We start from the raw sequence: 18,897 nt of genomic DNA on the forward strand, positions 1-18,897 counted from the left end.
GATATTGCGCGCCTTTGAAGGAAATCATGAACTGACTTTCGACTGATTTTACCGACAGTCATTCACCCGCGGCATCTGACGTCGTCAACAGCCAATAGTTTGCAACAGATCCCTCCGAAGAGAGGCTGACCGAATGATCAGGTTAAGGTAGAAGTCGCTTATTCTTCGGCTGCCCTTAGAGTGATCTAAGTCGTTTGCAAGGCTGCTGTTTGGTCTACTTCCCAACCTTTGCTTGGAATGCCTCCGCATGGCTGGGGAATAGCGTTTGAAGGAAATTTAGTGTCTGTGTCAGCGCCCCTTCACGTGAGTAGATGTGTGGGAACAGATGCAGTTTCTGCCAATAACCGTCAGTCAGCGTATCGATCCAGCCGCCAGCTAAACTGGCCTTGTCAGGGTCTTCCGGCACCAGCTGATGGCAGATCTCGCTGAGCATCTTGGACCGTTTGTCCTCAAATTCGCGGTTAATTTCGGCATATTGTGGAACAAAATTCTGTTCCCCGAAGAAGGCAAACCAGATGGCGAGCGCATTGGAATTGCAGATTTTGGGGCTAAAATCCGCCTCGATGATTGTGCGCAACCGGGTCGCGGGGTCTTCTGGTGCCTTGCCCAATGCCGCCACCCAGTGGGCCTCGTAGGTTTGGTACTGATCCCGCAGGGCTTCAGTTAAGATTCCGGTTTTTGACTTGAAATAGAAGACTGCCACACCCTGGGACAGTCCGGCTTCATTGGCGACGGTCGCCAGCGTAGTCTTGGCAAGCCCGTTAGTCACAATCGACTTAAGAGTCGCATCGAGAATCTGACGCCGTCGCATGTCGGCGTTTTCCTTGCGTTCCTTGCGCGGCTTCCTGCCGCTGCCCTTAGATGCCACCATGAGAAATCCAAACCAAACTTCAACTTTTTCCCTTGTTCCACAATTCGCTGTTCCTGTCAGCCCACTTATTTTTATTTGAGCGCTCAAAAAAACTTTACGAAAAATATCTTCTCCTCTACGCTCCACCTGACAAAGGTCGAGCCAGGAGAGATTCATGGGGCAGCACGACAGATATGACGCGATCGTCGCAGGGGCAGGGCACAATGGCCTGACTACAGCCTGCTACTTGGCTAAGGCAGGGCTGAGGGTTCTGGTTGTGGAAAAGAACGATTGGATCGGTGGCGCAGCTGTGAGCCGGTCGCTGCATGAAGGTTGGACCTACTCCAATTGCTCCTATGTCTGTTCGTTGCTTCGTCGCGAAATCGTTCGCGACCTGGAACTGCCAAAATATGGGTTGCAGGTAATCCCCTATGAAGGTGGTGCAAGCTTTAGCAGCGACGGCGGTTATTTCGCCTATATGTCGGACCATGACGCTCTGCGCCGGGAAATAAGTCGCCACAGTGCGCATGATGCAGATGCCTATGACCGGTTCAGCCAGACAGTGATCCGGCAATGCCGCTTCATTCGGCCTTTCCTGTTGCGAAACGCACCGGACCCCACATCGTTAAAGCCGCGCGACATCGGCGAGCTGCTGTTTCTGATCAAACAGGCGCATGGGCTAGGCAAGAAGGAGTTGGGCGAGACCCTGCGCTTTTGGTCGATGTCAATCGGCGACTTCCTAGACGAACATTTCGAGAATGACCTGATCAAGGCGCACATAGCCGGGGCAGGGATCATCGGTACTGGACTGGGCGTCTATTCGCCCGGCACAGCCTATGTTTTGCTACATCACTACATGGGCGACGTGGACGGCGCGATTGGGGCTTGGGGCTTTGCCCGTGGCGGCATGGGTGCAATCTCCAACGCGCTTGGAGCCTGTTTTGAGGAAGCAGGCGGCACTATCGTAACCGGCTCTGGCGTCGACCGCTTTTTGGTTTCCAATGGCAGGGTCACAGGGGTCGCGTTGGAAAACGGCGATGAATATCGCACGCCCTTAGTAGCCTCCAATATGGATGTGAAGCGTACTTTTCTGGAACATACCGAGCAGCAGCACCTGCCCACCGATTTCCTGAAGGCAGTCAAAAGGTTCAAGATTCGCGGCTCCTCGGGCAAATTGAACATTGCACTGGACGCCTTGCCCGAGTTTCCTGCCGCGCCCAAGCGTGCGCCTTTCTTGCGCGGCGATTTGCATTGCGCCGAAAGTCTGAACGAACTGGAACGTGCCTATGACGATTGGAAAGAGGGGCGCTGGTCGCAAAACCCCTATTTCGACATGCTGATCCCCAGTCAGATCGACCCGACCATGGCCCCACCGGGCAAACACATGATGACCGTCTTTGTGCAATACGCGCCCTATGATCTTGAAGTGGGCGGCGTGCGCGCCGGAACCAACTGGAATGGCCAGACCCGCGGCGCCTTTGCCGATTGTGTCTTCGACAAACTGGAACAGGCCTGCCCCGACATCCGCAGCAAGACTCTACATGCTGAAATCCGCACCCCTTGGGATATCGAGCAAGAAGTCGGCCTTACCGAAGGCAACATTTTTCAGGGCGAGCTCACCTTTGATCAGCTGCTCTTTAACCGTCCGGTCCCCGGCTACGCGCAATACGATACGCCGATTGATGGCATGTATATCGTCGGTTCCTCAGCCCATCCGGGCGGTGGGGTGATGGCGGCGCCGGGTGCGAACGCGGCCAAAGAAATCCTGCGCAACATTGGCAAAAGCAACGCAATGACCGGCTATGCGGCCTGAGGAGTAAATGATGACGACACCTACCTATGATGCGATTGTCATTGGCGCGGGTCATAACGGGCTGGCTGCGGCTACGACGCTGGCTCGTAAGGGTAAATCGGTCTGCGTGATCGAAAAGAACGAGACTGCAGGCGGTATGGCGCGCAACACCACGCTTGCAGGAGGGATTCAGGTGCCGGAGATCGCGCATCTGCTTTACAACCTTCACCCTAAAGTGACTAAAGAGTTGGGCCTTGGGTCAGCACGTGCTCCCTTGGAGTTGCGCAAGCTGGCTTCAGTGTCGCTATCAGAAGACGGTAACCATGCGATCATCCGTGATGGTAAGGCAGAAATGGTAGACGGCCGACCTCATCCCGAAGCAGCGCCTTTTGCCGAATTGATGCGCCGTTTGACTCTGTTTGCGGGTTTGCTGGGCCAGCTTTCTACGAAATCCCCTCCGTCGTTTGAAGGCGGCTTGACCAGCCTGAATGCGCTCACCGAACTTGGCGGGTTGGCAAAGCTGGGGCTGGATCTAAAGCGGATAGGCAAAAAAGACATGCGCGAGTTTCTCCGCGTGCTCCTGTCCAACGCTTATGACTTGATATTGGACGATCTTGAAGACAGCCCGCTGGCCGGAGCGTTGGCAGCGGATGCGGTGCGCGGCGCTTATGCAGGTCCGCGCTCGCCAGGGACTGTTTTTACCTTGATGTACCGCATGGGGCAGGGCGGTGGTGCGCAGCTGCCAATGGGCGGGATGGGCGCAGTTTCTGCTGCGTTTGAGACTGCGGCTCGCGCCGCCGGGGCTGAAATCCTTACTGGCTACGGCGTGGCCCGGGTGTTGGTTGAAAACGATCATGCAGCAGGCGTGGTGCTCGAGGACGGTACCCGAATCTCTGCCCGGGCAGTATTGAGCAATACAGGCCCGATGCCCGCGATGATGCTGGCAGGCGCGAAACACTACGACGTCGAAGCCGTCCGGCGAATGCGCAACCAGCGCTGCAAAGGCTCGGCTGCAAAGGTCAATCTGGTGCTGAACGGCACGCCAGAGTTCACCGGCCACAATACCGACCTTGCGGCAAGCCGACTATTGATCGCCCCCAGTGCAACTTATGTGGAACGCGCCTTCAACCCTGCAAAATACGGAGAGATGCCGGAAAACCCAGTTATTGAGGCGATCATTCCCAGCCTGACAGACCCAACGCTGGTCAAAGACGGGCGGCATGTGATCTCCGCTGTGGTCACTTCTGTTCCCTACGGGCTGGAGGGCGGCTGGAATGATGCCGCGCGTGAAAGGCTTGCGGCGATCACAATTGCTACGCTGGAAAAGTACGCACCCGGCATTGGGGCATTGGTCATTGAGAAGCAGGTGCTTAGTCCCGCCTGTATCGAGGCGCGAACAGGCGCGCCGGGCGGGCATTGGCATCATGCTGAGATGGGCATCGACCAGATTCTAACGGTGCGGCCCGCCAACGGTATGGCGCATTACCGGTTTGGACCCGAAGGCTACTACCTCTGTGGTGCAGGCGCCCATCCGGGCGGAGACGTGACCGGTTTGGCCGGCCGTAACAGCGCAATGCAGCTATTGAAGGACGGGGTGCTCTGATGACCAAACATGTTCCCATTGGCCTGGTTGAAACTCCGTTCCAGCCGCGGCTGGAGGCGCTTAGTACGGCCAAGAGCTGGACCAATTGGGCGGGTTATGTCTCGCCCGCCACATTGGACACGGTGGAATTCGAATATTTCGCCATCCGCAATCAGACAACCCTGTTCGACATTTCACCGATGCACAAATATCGCATTTCCGGGCCGGACGCATTGGAGGTCGTGAACCGGCTGGTGACCCGCGACGTCGCCAAGCTGCGCGACGGACGGGTCGGCTATGTTCTATGGTGCGACGAAGAGGGCATGGTGATCGACGATGGCACCATGTTCCGCTACTCCGAAACCGATTTCCGCCTTTGCTGCCAGGAGCCGATGTATACATGGCTTCTCGACACCGCCTGGGGATTTGACGCCGAAATCGCTGATGAGAGCCAGGACATCGCGGCGCTGTCTTTGCAGGGGCCGACCTCGTTCTCGCTGTTGCAGGATGCAGGGCTGGGCGATGTCGCAGAGATGAAGCCCTTCGACTGGCGCGAGATCGAGCCCGATCTCTGGGTATCGCGCACTGGGTTCACTGGTGATCTCGGTTATGAGCTGTGGGTTCCGAACGGCAACGCATTGGACTTGTGGGACCGGTTGTGGGCGTCAGGTAGTCACTGGGGATTGAAGGCGATCGGCTTCGAGGCGCTCAATATCTGCCGGATCGAAGCAGGGTTCGTCGCGGCTGGTTTCGACTTCCAACCTGTTCACACCGCCATGCGCCTGCGGCGCGGCCGCAGCCCGCTGGAGCTGGGCTTCGCTAAAATGGTGGATTTCACCAAGGGCCATTTCAACGGGCGCCGCGCATTACTGAAGCAACGGCAAACCGGCCTGCGGTATCACCTGCGTAAGATCGATATTGGCGGTTTCAAACCCGCTGATGGCGCTCTGATCTATTACAAGAAGAAGAACGAGGTGGGGCATGTGACCTCTGGCGTGTGGTCCCCCACGACCAAGCGCAACATCGCGCTTGCCGAGTTCAAAGCTCCTTTCGGCGAGGGCATCACGGATGATCTCTGGGCAGAAGTCTACGTCAACGAAGAGGGTCAATGGGACAAGCGCCTTGTGCCGGTTACCATCGAAGACAAACCCTTTTTCATCAATAGCCGCGCGCGGGCAACCCCGCCACGCCCGTTCTAAATCGGATCAGGTACTTCCAATGACCAAAATGAAACCGAATACGTTTTCCAACGAACCGAGCCCCGACACCCTGCATGAGTGGGATCGCGCCCATCAATTGCACCCCTGGATGGCAATGGACGACTGGCGCGGATACGACAACATGCTGATGGAGACCGCCGATGGGATTCACCTGTGGGACGCCTCCGGAAAGCGCTACATCGACGGGCCCGGCGGTATGTGGTGCACCCAGATCGGCTATGGGCGTCAGGAGATGGCCGATGCTATCGCCGCGCAGGTCATGAAACTGCCCTATACTTCTCCCTTTACCAACACCACTGAACCATCGGCGATGCTCGCCAAGAAGATTGCCGATATGGCACCCGGCGATTTGAACAACGTCTTCTTTACTACCGGTGGCTCGACGGCCGTGGATACGGCGTTGCGTACGATGCAGTACATGAACAACCGTCGTGGCAAACCGCAGAAGAAGAAGATCATCGCCCGAGAAAAGGGCTATCACGGCTCGACCTATCTGGCCCATTCGGTAACCGGCAAAGAGCGCGACCAAAGCCACTTCGATTTTGAGACGCGCCTGGTGCATTTCCTGCCCGACGTGAACCCCTATCGCCGTCCTGCGGGCATGAGCGTCGAGGATTGGTGCGATAACAAAGTCGCCGACCTAGCTGCCGCCATTGCAGAGATTGGCGCGGAAAGCATTGGCGCTTTCATTGCCGAGCCTATCCTTTCCTCCGGAGGCGTCATTGTGCCTGCTCCCGGCTACCACAAACGGACCTGGGAGCTCTGCCGCGCCAACGATATCTTGTACATCTCTGACGAGGTGGTGACCGGTTTCGGCCGGCTGGGTCATTGGTTTGCTTCCGAGGAAGTATTCGATATTCAGCCCGACATGATCACCTGCGCAAAGGGTCTGACCTCTGGTTATCTGCCTTTGGGCGCATGCATCATTTCCGACCGGGTTATGGATCAGATGAGTCATCTGGGTACACCGTCTTCCTACACAAATGGGTACACCTATTCAGGTCATCCGGTCTCTTGCATCGCAGCGCTGAAGAATATCGAGATCATAGAGCGAGAAGGTATCCTGGAGCATGTCCGCGCCGTCACCCCGCATTTTCAAGCACGCCTGCGCGAACTGATGAAGTTCGATATCGTCGGCGATGCTCGCGGCGAAGGACTTTTGGGATGTATCGAATGCTGGGCGGAGGATTTGGAAGCCGAGCGCAAGCTTGGCGCGATGATTGATTCCGCCTGCGAGGAGATGGGCCTGATCGTGCGGCCGCTGATCAACATGGCTGTGTTCTCGCCACCGCTGATCATCACTTTGGAGCAGATCGATGAAATGTTCGATATTCTTGAACGCGCCATTCAGCAGGTGGAATCTGCGTTAGCTAAGGGAGAGTGTCACACTGCGCTCAATCAGAAATGACCTCAATTAAGCGTGACGCCCTCACAATTCGACCACTAACCGCCGCTGATGAAGTCGAATGGCGACGCCTTTGGACTAGCTATCTGGAGTTTTACGAAACAACTTTGCCAGAGGCGATCTATGAGACGGCCTGGGCGCGGCTTCTGAAAGAGTGTGATCGTGAGTTCCAAGGGGTGGTAGCTGAATTGGATGGCCGTTTGGTCGGGTTGGCGCACTACCTGTTTCACCGAACGCTTTGGTCAACCAAGGACACCTGCTATCTTATGGACCTTTTTGCTGACCCGTTGGTACGGGGACAAGGGGTGGGCGGCGCCTTGATCGAGGCGGTACGTCAGCGTGCGCTATTGGCTGGCATCCCTAGCCTTTACTGGATGACACAGGAGTTCAACTACACAGGAAGAATCCTCTATGACAAAGTAGCTGAGAAAACCCCCTTTATTGTCTATGAGATCAACAGCTGATCCGCTGATGGCGGGGTAACTCGCCCGATAGAGACCGGTTTGCCGGTTCATACCGTGTGTTCGCGGCGCCCGTATTTTCGGGCAAGATCAACTTCTTCTCCAAGGTCCATCGCGGCGCGGTAGCCGCTTTGCACGGCGGCGGCAATGATATGGGGGGCTTCGGCGTCGCCAATGCGGATTACTGATTTGATGCCGGACTCGTGCAATCCATCTCCCATACCCTTTAGACCATCATAGAGATCCAGCACCGGCAGGCGGCGGGTAAGCGGGATAATTGCATCGCAGGCATGAGTACTGCGGTTCTCTGAGAACATGCAGGACAGGACTGCTTCTCCCTTGTGGGCTGCCACCAACATCCGGTTGGGTACGACTGCAACGCCGGCCTCAATCAAGGTGGCATTGGATTGGTAGACCTCGGTCGTCCATTGGCCCCAATCGCAAGGGCGACCAGCGGGTGTCACCAGCGTGACCCGGTGCCCATCCTTGCGCAGCTTCAGGGCCAGAACTGAACCGAGGTAGTAGTGATCGTCATCGTAGATCATCACATGATCCGCGTTGAGGGGTTCCCCAGTTAGCACAGTTTCCGCCGACACGACCATGCCGGGCGCTTCCTCCTCCAAGCCGGTATCCGAATGCCGCCCGATGGTATCCGTCGCCCAGACCGCCCCCGTGGCGGCGATCACATGGGAGGCGCCAAGATCCAGCACATCGGATGCTGTCAGAGGGCTTTCTGGGTAGATTTCCACGTTGGGCAGTTTTTCGATCTGCCCAACACGCCAGTCGCGTACGCGGGCCCACTCAATCATCCCTGGCAAACGGGACTCACGGGTGACGCGGCCTCCTAGTACGCGGCTTGCTTCGGCCAGCATTACCGAATGGCCGCGCTCGCCCAGAACTCGGGCAGCTTCCAGCCCGGCGGGTCCTGCTCCGACAACCAGCACTTTTTCAGGTTTCTCGCTGCGCCCGGCTTTCTCGGGATGCCAGCCTTGGCGCCATTCCTCGCCCATGGTCGGGTTCTGGGTGCAGCGCAGTGGCACACCAAGCGAGTCATGTGCGTAGCAGATGTTGCAACCGATGCACTCGCGTATGTCTTCGCTGCGGCCTTCTTCAATTTTCTTTGGCAGGAACGGGTCAGCGATTGACGGGCGTGCAGCACCGATTAGATCCTGCCCGCCCTGGCGGATCACCTGCGCCATGGTGTCAGGTGAGGTGTAACGCCCCACCGCCACAACGGGTTTGGAGGTCAGTGATTTTGCCCGCGCGATACTGTCCGTAAAAGACGCTTCTTTGACGAAACGGCTCGCCCCCATCTCAACCCCGTAGTCGGGCACCACCAGGTCCCACAAGTCTGGCAGGTCCGCCAGCATGGCGAAGGCATCATAGCTTTCGGCATCGTCCAGCCCAACGCTGAAACGGGTGGCCACGGCGCATTTGTGACCAACGGCCTCTTTGGTTTCCTCGATGAGTTCGCGCACCAGCCGAACCCGGTTTCTCAGGCTGCCGCCGTATTCATCAGTGCGTGTGTTGTTCACCGGGTCGAGGAATTCCGACAGCAGGTAGCCGTGGGTGGCATAGACATAAACGATGTCGAAACCGGCTTCGACCGCACGTAATGCAGCCTCGCGGTGCCATTTGCGGATATTGCGGATGTCCTCGCGATCAATTTTGCGCGCCTGTCCCGGATGCAGCACGGTGGAATCCGTTTGCGGTCGGTTGCGCATACCAAGGGGGGCAAGCCGGGTGCCGAAATTCGTCACCATACCGCCGCCTATCCACAGCTCCACCCCGGCCAGCGCGCCATGTTCATGCACGGCGTCGGTCATCAACTGGTTGGCCCGAATATCATCCTCGTCCCACAGCGCGGCATAGGGGTAGTAGTCGTTATCCGAAGTTGGGTGAATCGAGCAGAATTCGGTGTTCACAACCCCCCAGCCGCCTTCCGCCTTCATCCCCCGCATTGCCGCCACGGTGCGCGGACGCCGCCACCCCATACCCGCGCAGTGTGGCACTTGGTAAAAACGGTTCTTCGTCTCCACGGGGCCGATTTTCAGTGGCTGGAAGAGGATGTCATGGCGAGAATCGCGCATCAGTAGTTACCTTTCGATAGGCAGGTTTTGCGTCATAATTTAATTGAGCGCTCAAATAATTCTTGTGTCAAGTCAGATTCCCTTTTAACCTTTTTCTTACTACGCCCCTACCTGCGCCGGAGGAGGCAAAAGGCAGGAAATCAGGGCCGCAGCAACAGGGAGACTTTCATGAAAATTCTGAAAACAGCCACTGCGCTTGGCATGGCCTTGTCACTTCAGGCAGGTACTGGATTGGCCGACGATGCGGAACTGACCGTTTTTGACTGGGCCGGTTACGAAGACCCTGAGTTCTTCTCTGCTTACATCGAAAAACATGGGGACGGGCCGACCTTTGCTTTCTTCGGTGACGAGGAGGAAGCGTTCCAGAAATTGCGTTCTGGATTCCACGCAGACGTTGCCCATCCCTGTTCACAGTCGGTTCCAAAGTGGATTGAGGCCGGGTTGCTTGCCCCACTGGATACTGCGCGCATTGAGCGCTGGGACGAGTTAGAGCCGAGTTTCCGCGACATTGAAGCCTACACCAAGGACGGCCAGAGCTATTTCATTCCAGCGGATTGGGGCAACACTGCCGTCACCTATCACACCGAACATCTGAACGATGCGGATGTGGCAACCCTACAGGCCTTTGCAGATCCCAAGCATCAGGGGCGGATCTCGATAGGCGACAATGTAGATGACGCCTATGCATTGGGTTTCCTCGCCACTGGAGTCACAGACTGGACTAATGCCACGGACGAACAGTTTCAGGCAGCATCTGATTTCCTGCGCGCGGTGCACCAGAATGTTCGCACCTACTGGTCCGATGGCGCATCGCTGGCACAGCTGATGCAAAGCGGTGAGGTCTATCTGGCCTGGGCCTGGAACGAGACTTATTCGACGATGACCTATGAAGGTCACCCAATCGCAATTAAGCGCGACACAGAAGAGGGCGCGTCCAGCTGGGTCTGTGGTTATGCGAAGCTAGCCAATGCGCCCGGTTCTGAAGATAAGTTCTATGACTTCATCAACGCTTGGTTGGAACCTAAAACCGCTAATTATCTTGTGTCCAGCTGGGGCTATGGCCACGGCAACGCAAAGGCCATGGCGGAAATGAACGCGGACGACCTCGCTGCAATGGGGCTGGAAAGCAGTGAAAGTCTGCGGGCCAAGACGTTGTGGCAAGCGCCGGTGCCTTCGGGCCTGCGCGAGAAGATGATCGCTGAATTCGAACTGATTAAAGCTGGTTTCTGAAGCCGCCTTGTATTCACGAAAGAAGAAACGCCCCGCAAAATTGGCGGGGCGTTTCTTGTGTTCTATAACTTGATGCTATTCCGAGCGACAAACTTAGGCAGCCCGGGTCACTGGAACAGCACGATGGAGTCAGCGCCCCAGCCTACCGGAACCTCGCTGCCGGGAGGAACAATGGAACGGCCTGCGGTGTTACGCATAGAGATTGTCACGTCCGCGGTATGGCCGGGCAGGCGCACGCTGTAATATGTCATGTCGCCATAATAGGCGGTTCCAGTTACCTGCCCCCTGGCCACCTGCTCGGTCGGTTCGCTGCCATCAAAGAGGATAGTCAGCATCTCCGGTCGGATGCCAATCGAATCCAGGTTCTGAATGTCCATTCCTTCGGGGATCTGCGCCGTTGGTAACTCGATACTGCCAAGCGCCGGAATATCGAGCGCCAGATGGCCGTTCATACGCCCCGAGGCTTTGGCGTCGAGGAAATTCATTACTCCGATAAACGAAGCAACACGCTTGTCCACCGGGCGGCGGTACAACTCTTCCGGGCTGGCGAGCTGTGCAATCCTGCCTTCGAACATAACGGCTATCCGGTCAGACATGGTCAGTGCCTCTTCCTGATCATGGGTTACCAGAATAAAAGTAATACCAAGCTTTTGCTGGAGTTGGCGCAGTTCCACCTGCATCTGGTCGCGCAGCTTTTTGTCAAGCGCGGACAAAGGCTCGTCCAACAACACAACCTTCGGCTTCATCACCAATGCCCGGGCCAGAGCAACCCGTTGACGCTGACCGCCGGATAACTCGTGGGCGGCGCGATCGCCCAACCCGCCAAGGTCCACCATTTTCAGCGACTGCTCTACTTCGCGGGTGATTTCAGCCTTGGGCATCTTGCGGGTCTTCAAGCCATAGCCGACGTTCTCTGCTACGCTGAGATGCGGGAAGATTGCATAAGATTGGAAAACCATATTGGTGGGGCGGCGGTTGGCGGGAACGCCCTCCATATCTTGGCCTGCGATAACGATAGAGCCGTCCGTTGGCGTCTCAAACCCGGCGATCATGCGTAGCAGGGTGGTCTTGCCGCAGCCCGAAGGGCCCAGCAGAGAAAAGAACTCGCCCTCATATATGGTTGCATCAATGCCTTTTAAGGCCTGAAAGCTACCAAAATTTTTGGTGATGCCGGTAAGGTCGATGATGGGTTTTGGGGATGGGGTGGCCATATCAGGCAAATCCTCCGGTAGCTGAAGCTTCGATACCTTGTTTCCGAGCCGAACGGCGGCGGAACCACTCGGCAAGGATCAGGAGTAGGACGGACAGAGTCAGCAAGATAGTCCCGAGCGCCATCACAGACGGCAGCTTGGCAGGAAAACGCAGCTGGCTCCAGATATAGACGGGCAGGGTGACTTCTGTGCCAGTCAGGAAAAAGGCGATGATGAATTCATCCAGCGAAATGGTGAAAGTGATCAGCAGGCTGGACACGATGCCAGGCATGACCAACGGCAGAACCACGCGGCGGAACGTGCCCCAGCGGCTTTCACCCAAGTCGTACGAGGCTTCCTCCAAGCTTTGATCCAACCCTTGAAATGCAGAGTTCAGAATGGCGATGGCGAAGGGCGTGCAGATCAGTACATGGCCCAGTACGACGGTTGCCAGCGACAACGGCATGCCCAGCTGAATCAGAAGAACCAACAGTGCCACTGCAACGATGATCTCTGGCAGCACAAGCGGCAGCATGATGAAACTCATAATGCCGCGTTTGGCTGGGAACCTGTAGCGAGCTGCCGCCCGAGCTGCGCAGGCGCCGAGGATGGTGCTCAGCACCGCTGACGTGACGCCGACAACCAGCGAATTTCGTACCGCACCGTGCAGGGCCTCAGTCTTCCACAGCACGTCGAACCACTGGGTGGTAAAGCCGGTCAGTGGAAATGAAATGATTGTGGCGTCGTTAAAAGCGAACATCGGCAACAGGATGACCGGTGCGTAGAGAAAAACCATGTAGGCAACGGCGTAGAAAACCAGCCATTTGGGGGAAAGCCCTTTACGTACAGAGTTCATTTCACTTTGCCTCCAAAACGTTTGCCAGCAAAGAAGATCACCGCGCTGATGCTAGCCACGATCAGCATCGAAGAGATCGCCAGAGCCGCCCCCAGTGGCGCGTTATTTGCCTTGCCGAATTGAATTTGGATCATGTTCGCGATCATCAACCCGTCGGTACCGCCAACCAATTTCGGAGTGATGAAATCTCCGATGGTTGGGATCAGTACGATTAGGGTAGAGGCTACCACCCCGGGCATTGCCAACGGCAGTGTGATCCGAAAGAACCTGCGCACCGGTCCGTCGCCCAAATCCTCGGCAGCTTCCAGAAGCGAACGATCGATCTTCTCCAGCGCTACGAATATCGGCAGGATCGCGAAGGGGGCCCAGGCATGGGCCAGGGTCAGCACCACCGCATTGGCGTTATACAACAAGAAAGTCAGCGGCTGGTCTATGATGCCCATCCCCGTGAGCGCAGTGTTTAAAACGCCGTTGTATCCGAGGATCACTTTCCACAGAAACACCCGCAGCAGATAGCTGGTCCAGAAGGGTACGGTGATCAGAAACAACCACAACGCCTTGCGGTGCTTGACGTGGAAGGACAAGTAGTACGCGATCGGAAACGCAAGGGTCACGGTTACCACTGTGACAATCAGCGAAATCTTTAGTGAGCGGAGCAGCAAGGTGCGGTAGATCGGTTTGCTCCAAGCTTCGCGGTAATTGTCCAGTGTTAAGGTCGTATCGAGCTCGAGGTAATTCTGGGTCCAGAAGCTGAAAGTCACGACCATCACCAGCGGAGCGGCCAGCAACAGTAGTGAATAGAGTAAAGTCGGGCTGATCAATACGAGGCCCTGACGCCTCTCTCCGGTTAACATTTCTGGCTCCTCCCGGCCGGTATTAAAAGCGCCGCCCTCTTAAAAGCGCCGCTCGCCCTTATGTTTTGTCCAGCTGTGCAAGCAGCTCTGAATTCCGGGTCTTCAATTGCCCCGGATCGGGTTCATCGTGGTCCAACACCGGGAACAGCTTACGCAACTCGTCGTGATAGCTGCGCACGCCATGTTCCAGGTCCGAAAGTATTACGCCATCATAGCCGCTGGAGAATGCCGCCTCCCAACACCATTCGATCAACTGCTCATCCTCTTTCGAAGTGATCCGGTCGATCCGGCCACTGAGGTAGCGTGCAACGCGTAATTGCCGGTTCTCTAACGGCCGTTTGTAACACGCGGCGCGTTGGATGGTGCGCCCGTTTTCCACCGGGAACTCGTGGTAGAAGATTACCGAATCCGGGTAGATACCGAACACCAGATTGGGGAAAAGCCCTAGATAGAGCCAAGCCGCCTGATGCTTGTCATCCAAAGCCTCGGCTCTTGGAAGTAGCTTTTTGTAATTGCGTACGCTCCACATCCGCCCAGAACCGGGGCGGAAGCCACCAAAGGACCGGGCGGCGCCGTTGCTGAACGGTTGATCCTCATAATTGTTGCCAAATAGATCATGCAGGCCAGGGTGCGCCAGCGGCACATGATAGCCTTCGTTGTCCACGTCACGGACACATTTCCAGTTTGCTGCAATTTCGGTGGAACTGATTCCGCTCCCGTCTGGCAGAAGTTCTGCCAGGCCGTAAGGCGCCAGCTCGTCTTCAAACTGAGCCATCACATCGGAAACCTTGGGCTGCGGCCCGGACTTGAAGCGGACAAAGACAAAACCGTGCCAAATGTCCATCTCGACCGGCTTTAATCCCCACTCCACCGGATTCAGATCCGGCAGCGTTTCGGGGCGCGCCGCGCCGCGCAGAGTTCCGTCCAGGTTGAAGGCCCAGCCATGGAAGGGGCAGATGATGGCGTTCTTGCAATGGCCCTTGTCTTCAGCCACAACGCGGCTGCCCCGGTGACGGCAAAGGTTATGGAAGGCGCGGACTTCGCCATCCGCTCCCCGGACCACTAGGGCCCTCTCACCAGTGAAATCTGCGGCCATGAAATCGCCGGGTTCGGGAACATCATTCACATGGCAAACAAGCTGCCAGTGTCGTCGGAACAGAAGCTCCTTTTCTTCTTCCAGAAGCTCTGGGTTGGTGTAGCTCCAGGCAGGTAGCCCGGTGCGTCCGGCTCTGGGATCAGAGTGAATCAGCACTTCGTCCTTCATAAGGATCTCCTTTCCTCTGATGGGAATCACTAGCATTATTTATTTGAGCGCTCAAATAAAAAAATTAATGACAGATGTTTTTGATGGCTGGACAAGACGATTGCAGTGCTTCAAGTTTGAGTAACTGCTCAAACTTTGAGGACGTAAGAAATGCGCCGAAACAGAAGCCGCAGAAGATCTCCATTGCCCACTGATGTCGTCGCCAATAAAGGTCCGCATTCCCTGAATACACCGGCCTACACGCCACTTATACAAACCCAGGTTAATGAAATCGTGAACACAGCTATCGAGTTGCTTGCCACCTCAGGAGTAGTGTTTGAGGCAGGAGGTGAAGCTGATGGTCTGCTGCGGGATGCCGGTTGTATTTTTTTGGATGAAGGGATCGTAACTATCCCGGAATCCGTGACCCGCAGGGCGCTGGAAACCGCTGCCCGCATGACCACTTTATGGGACCGCAACGGAGAAAATCCCATCTCGATTGATTGCGATCACACTTGGTTCATGCCTGGCATGACCTGTATTGCAGTCTATGATGAGGAAACCGGCGAGCCACGACCTTCGACGCGCGAGGATCTTGCCCTCATCACAAGAGTTGCGGACAAGCTTCCGCATGTTGATGCGGTCTGCATCGCTGTCAAGAACGTCGAAGAGTCGAACCAGTTCGGCGAAATCGACGAATTTGCATGCATGATGGAAAACACCATCAAACCGTTGGAATACCTTTGCGAACATCCTTCATCTTTGGAAGCGGTAATCAACATGGCCGCGGCCTTGCGCGGATCCCATGATGCACTTAAAGCCAAGCCGTATTTTTTGCATCTGATCACACCGCTGCCAGTCAATCTCGCGCGGATCCACTCGGACCAGATCATTACCGCTGCTCGGGCAGGTATTCCGGTTGGCGTCGGTACTCTGCCGATTGGCGGTGCCTCTTCACCAATCACTTTGGCCGGATGCATTACCCATGCTCTGATGACCGATTTCGCAGCCATCGTGCTTGGTCAGTTGGCTGCTAAAGGTAGTTTCTGCGTTGGGTGTTCGGATGTGAACTTCATGGAACCTGCTACAGGTGCCATTGGTAGTTTCTCTCAGACCTCGGTTGCCGACATGGCGATGTGCCAAGTGCGCCGCGCGCTGGGGTTCCCCTCGCTGACCGGCATCGGCGGCTGTTCGGTTGCCCGCCGTTTCAATCAGGATGCGGTCTGGGAAATTTCGTCAAACATGACACAGATGTTCTACAACCGTCCCGCCACAATCGACTACATGGGTTCGCTCGATCAGGGGCTGACCTATTCGCTGCACGCGCTTTTGTTGTGCGACGATCTGGCAGGGCTGCTGCGAAAGATGTGGCAGGGGTTGGAAATATCTTCCGACCAGATGGCTGTTGATCTCATTCGAGAAGTTGGCCCCACTGGAAACTTCCTCGCTCATCAGCACACGGTTGACAATTGCCGGACCCAGGTTTGGAATTCCCGGTATTTTGGCCCGAACATTCCGCTCAGCAATTCTGGGTTAGCAGATCAAGACTTGTTTGCGCGACTTGACGACGACCTCCGAGAGAAATTGTCGGAACTGCAGCAGCCTGAATTGCCTTTGGAAACCAAGGCAGCAGTAACCGCAATTTCGAAAAAATATCGCAACCTTTTAGTCTAGCCGGGTCGCAGTGCTGATCGCGTTGCAGCACGGGCGAATTTCCCGGAGCACCAGAGGCAGCTGGCGCTGGAAAATGCTGCAAGTGCACGAAGGGCTGCTATTCGGAACAAAAATGGCATGGCAGGAATGTCTGCAATGGGCCGTCTGCGTGGTTAGTTCTTTGGCGGGGCGGGGGCTTTGCTTCGGCTTCCCGGAGGTCTTAAAAGAGCCCAAAAGTGAGTTGCGAAACCTACAAACGTCTGTTTTGGGCGTGGCTATCCAATACACGAACGCTCTCCCAAACCACTAAGACGCGTTTTCCGGAACTCCCAATGTTCGTAAATCGTCTAACCATCGGTTGTGGAGCTCTTTGTCGGTGAATGGTGCAGTTTTTGCTTCTTCAATATCGTAGTCGGGATTGTCTGTTAGGAACTCGCCAATCATGGTGCGGGCCTCGTCATCCCGCCCCAACCGCAGCAAGATCGGTGCAAGGGTACGTCTGAGGCGATCCGGGACCCCGTTCATCTTCTCGATTGAAGCGAGCGCTCCTTCGTAGTCCTCCGCGAAGTACTGAGCCCAACCCAGATTCCACAAATACCAATCTGGATGATGTGGATTGAGACGTATGGCAGCCTTCATCCGGTCAACGGCTTCATCTGCCCTTCCGCTGTAGATCAAAGGATCAATTGAATCGGCGAGTACCTGAGCGGAGTTCGGGTTTAAAGCAATCGCCTTCTCGTAAAGTGATGAGGCCTTCTCAAGATCGCCACTTTGCACTGTAATACTTGCCAAAACCTGATGAGCTTTGAAATTGAATGGCTCCAGTTTTATCGCTTTTCTGGCCATTTCAAACGCGAGGGCCAAGGATTCGTCACGAGACGTGATTTCAGTCCACCCCCAACGATAGCCGAAGTTATGAGCCCAAGCGAGTTCGATATACGCGCTTGCGAAATTCGGGTCGAGCTCGATTGCTTTCGCGCTCAGCTCCATCGCAAGAATGTTGCCCTCTTTCGTAAAAGTGAACGACTGTTCCTGCGCGCGCTTAAACAGCTCGTATGCACTCAAATTGTCAGTGGGTTGGTGTTCCAGCCGGTCATACTCGGCCAGGTCGATGTTTTCGTTGAGAGTCATAGCGATCGTTCGTGTGACTTCGTCTTGGAGAGCAAAAATGTCCTGAAGATCGCGGTCGTAATTTTCTGCCCAAAGATGTTTACCGTTTGTTGCGTCTATCAATTGCGCTGTGACCCGCAACTTGTCCCCTAATATTTGGACACTGCCCTCGACAACGTAGCGAACACCCAATTCGTCGGCCACTTGTTGTACCTTTACCGGCTGATCCTTGTAGGTATATGTCGAATTGCGGGAGATTACGAAGAAGTCGACAAACCGGGAGAGCGCGGTGATGATGTTTTCGCTGAAGCTGTCGCTTAGGTAGTCATGCTTCGGGTCGCTGTTCAAATTGTCGAACGCCATTACGGCAATAGACGGTTTGCCGGTTAGCGGGACAGCGGCGGGTTCAGCCGCACCGGGTGAATGGCTTGAAGTGTCCCAACGTTGCCACAAGACCACCCCCCCGATCGCAACTGCGACCGCGACCACAACTGCGACTAACCAAGAGCGACGTGCTGGCGCCACAGGTCGGGTGACAGTGGTAACGAGAGCCGTTGCTTTGTCATCAAGCAACAGGCTGAGAACACGTATTGGTTCTGCAATGTTCTTGACCTCGTGAAGTCCTAGGTCTTCGATGTTGAGGTCGAGTTTGTCTTTTACCTGATCATATACGCTGGCCGCCATATAGATGCCATCAGGCACAGCAAGACCTTCCAGCCGCGACGCGACGTTTACTCCGTCTCCGTAAATGTCATCGTTCTCCACAACGACGTCGCCGACGTTAATCCCAATTCGGTAGTGTATCTGGTTCTTTTCCAGGACGTCCTTGTTTTTAAGTCCGACGTAATGTTGAAACTCTATCGCGCATTGTACCGCTTCAACTGCGCTGGCAAATTCGATCAGCAGACCATCGCCCATTAACTTGACGATGCGCCCATTACGGGCTGAAACGATAGGTTCTATCAGTTCTTCGCGATGTGCCTTAATGGACGCCAAAGTCACTGCTTCATTCTCCCGAATGAGGCGACTGTAGCCCACTACGTCTGCAGCAATAATCGCCGTGAGGCGTCGTTCCAATGCCAAACCTCCCTAGCTCAAACAACAGGTTAGCCAAAAAGGCGAATCTAATCCAGATTCGAGGTGACCGGTTGCAACTCGCCAGCGAAAGCCGTCGCGGTAGATTTGGTCGGAAACGACTGGTTAGTTGCGTTGCCTGTCAATTCAAGTGACCTTCGATTTCGCGCGCTCGACGAACGGCAGGTTTGACGGGCTGCGCTGCAGCGACAGTAGAGTGGTGCGAAAGGCATCTGTGGGTGGCTCCTGCATTGCAAGAACTTTTTGGTGATGTTTGCGGGTATTTT

14 protein-coding genes are annotated in these 18,897 nt (G+C 55.7%); 7 read left to right on the forward strand and 7 right to left on the reverse strand.

Annotated features, from left to right (window positions below):
- Positions 1-214 precede the first annotated feature (214 nt).
- Complete coding sequence (locus GOX66_RS23635) at positions 215-1,027, reverse strand: TetR family transcriptional regulator C-terminal domain-containing protein (RefSeq protein ID WP_237212751.1); 813 nt, start codon at positions 1,025-1,027, stop codon at positions 215-217.
- On the opposite strand from GOX66_RS23635, the gene GOX66_RS23640 reads away from it, so the two are divergent.
- From GOX66_RS23640 to GOX66_RS23660, 5 genes are read left to right on the forward strand one after another with little or no spacing between them, the layout of a single operon-like run.
- Positions 1,026-2,663, forward strand: a complete 1,638-nt coding sequence (locus tag GOX66_RS23640) for a phytoene desaturase family protein (RefSeq protein ID WP_170766094.1) — start codon at positions 1,026-1,028, stop codon at positions 2,661-2,663. The genes GOX66_RS23635 and GOX66_RS23640 overlap by 2 nt on opposite strands.
- A gap of 10 nt (positions 2,664-2,673) precedes the next feature.
- On the forward strand, positions 2,674-4,245 hold the full coding sequence (locus GOX66_RS23645; RefSeq protein WP_237212752.1) for a phytoene desaturase family protein: 1,572 nt from the start codon (positions 2,674-2,676) through the stop codon (positions 4,243-4,245).
- Complete coding sequence (locus tag GOX66_RS23650) at positions 4,245-5,423, forward strand: aminomethyl transferase family protein (RefSeq protein ID WP_170766098.1); 1,179 nt, start codon at positions 4,245-4,247, stop codon at positions 5,421-5,423. Before GOX66_RS23645 ends, GOX66_RS23650 begins: the two co-directional genes overlap by 1 nt.
- A 28-nt stretch (positions 5,424-5,451) precedes the next feature.
- On the forward strand, positions 5,452-6,852 hold the full coding sequence (locus GOX66_RS23655; RefSeq protein WP_419555583.1) for an aminotransferase: 1,401 nt from the start codon (positions 5,452-5,454) through the stop codon (positions 6,850-6,852).
- On the forward strand, positions 6,849-7,313 hold the full coding sequence (locus GOX66_RS23660; protein WP_170766102.1) for a GNAT family N-acetyltransferase: 465 nt from the start codon (positions 6,849-6,851) through the stop codon (positions 7,311-7,313). The genes GOX66_RS23655 and GOX66_RS23660 overlap by 4 nt, the downstream gene beginning before the upstream one ends.
- A gap of 47 nt (positions 7,314-7,360) precedes the next feature.
- Here GOX66_RS23660 and GOX66_RS23665 read toward each other — a convergent pair whose 3' ends face one another.
- The gene (locus tag GOX66_RS23665; protein ID WP_237212753.1) at positions 7,361-9,400 is read right to left on the reverse strand and encodes an oxidoreductase; all 2,040 of its coding nucleotides are present in this window, start codon (positions 9,398-9,400) and stop codon (positions 7,361-7,363) included.
- Between the two features lie 168 nt (positions 9,401-9,568).
- Here GOX66_RS23665 and GOX66_RS23670 point away from each other — a divergent pair, with 168 nt between their 5' ends.
- Positions 9,569-10,630 (forward strand): extracellular solute-binding protein, encoded by a 1,062-nt coding sequence (locus GOX66_RS23670; RefSeq protein ID WP_170766103.1) that lies wholly within the window; start codon positions 9,569-9,571, stop codon positions 10,628-10,630.
- Positions 10,631-10,737: 107 nt separating this feature from the next.
- Here GOX66_RS23670 and GOX66_RS23675 read toward each other — a convergent pair whose 3' ends face one another.
- From GOX66_RS23675 to GOX66_RS23690, 4 genes are read right to left on the reverse strand one after another with little or no spacing between them, the layout of a single operon-like run.
- Positions 10,738-11,841: an ABC transporter ATP-binding protein gene (locus GOX66_RS23675; RefSeq protein ID WP_170766104.1), complete on the reverse strand. Its 1,104-nt coding sequence runs from the start codon at positions 11,839-11,841 to the stop codon at positions 10,738-10,740.
- 1 nt (position 11,842) lies between these two features.
- Positions 11,843-12,676, reverse strand: a complete 834-nt coding sequence (locus GOX66_RS23680; protein WP_170766105.1) for an ABC transporter permease — start codon at positions 12,674-12,676, stop codon at positions 11,843-11,845.
- Positions 12,673-13,530, reverse strand: coding sequence for an ABC transporter permease (locus GOX66_RS23685; RefSeq protein ID WP_170766106.1), 858 nt, complete (start codon positions 13,528-13,530; stop codon positions 12,673-12,675). The genes GOX66_RS23680 and GOX66_RS23685 overlap by 4 nt, the downstream gene beginning before the upstream one ends.
- Positions 13,531-13,588: 58 nt before the next feature.
- On the reverse strand, positions 13,589-14,794 hold the full coding sequence (locus GOX66_RS23690) for an aromatic ring-hydroxylating oxygenase subunit alpha (protein ID WP_170766107.1): 1,206 nt from the start codon (positions 14,792-14,794) through the stop codon (positions 13,589-13,591).
- A 150-nt stretch (positions 14,795-14,944) separates the two neighbouring features.
- On the opposite strand from GOX66_RS23690, the gene GOX66_RS23695 reads away from it, so the two are divergent.
- Positions 14,945-16,447, forward strand: a complete 1,503-nt coding sequence (locus tag GOX66_RS23695) for a trimethylamine methyltransferase family protein (RefSeq protein WP_272871549.1) — start codon at positions 14,945-14,947, stop codon at positions 16,445-16,447.
- 285 nt (positions 16,448-16,732) lie between these two features.
- Here the strand turns inward: GOX66_RS23695 and GOX66_RS23700 are convergent, their stop codons facing one another.
- Positions 16,733-18,613 carry an adenylate/guanylate cyclase domain-containing protein gene (locus GOX66_RS23700; RefSeq protein ID WP_170766109.1) on the reverse strand — a complete coding sequence of 627 codons (1,881 nt, stop codon included), beginning with the start codon at positions 18,611-18,613 and terminating at the stop codon, positions 16,733-16,735.
- Positions 18,614-18,897 lie beyond the last annotated feature (284 nt).

The sequence above is a fragment of the Ruegeria lacuscaerulensis genome (assembly GCF_013031245.1).
Lineage (GTDB): Bacteria > Pseudomonadota > Alphaproteobacteria > Rhodobacterales > Rhodobacteraceae > Ruegeria > Ruegeria lacuscaerulensis_C.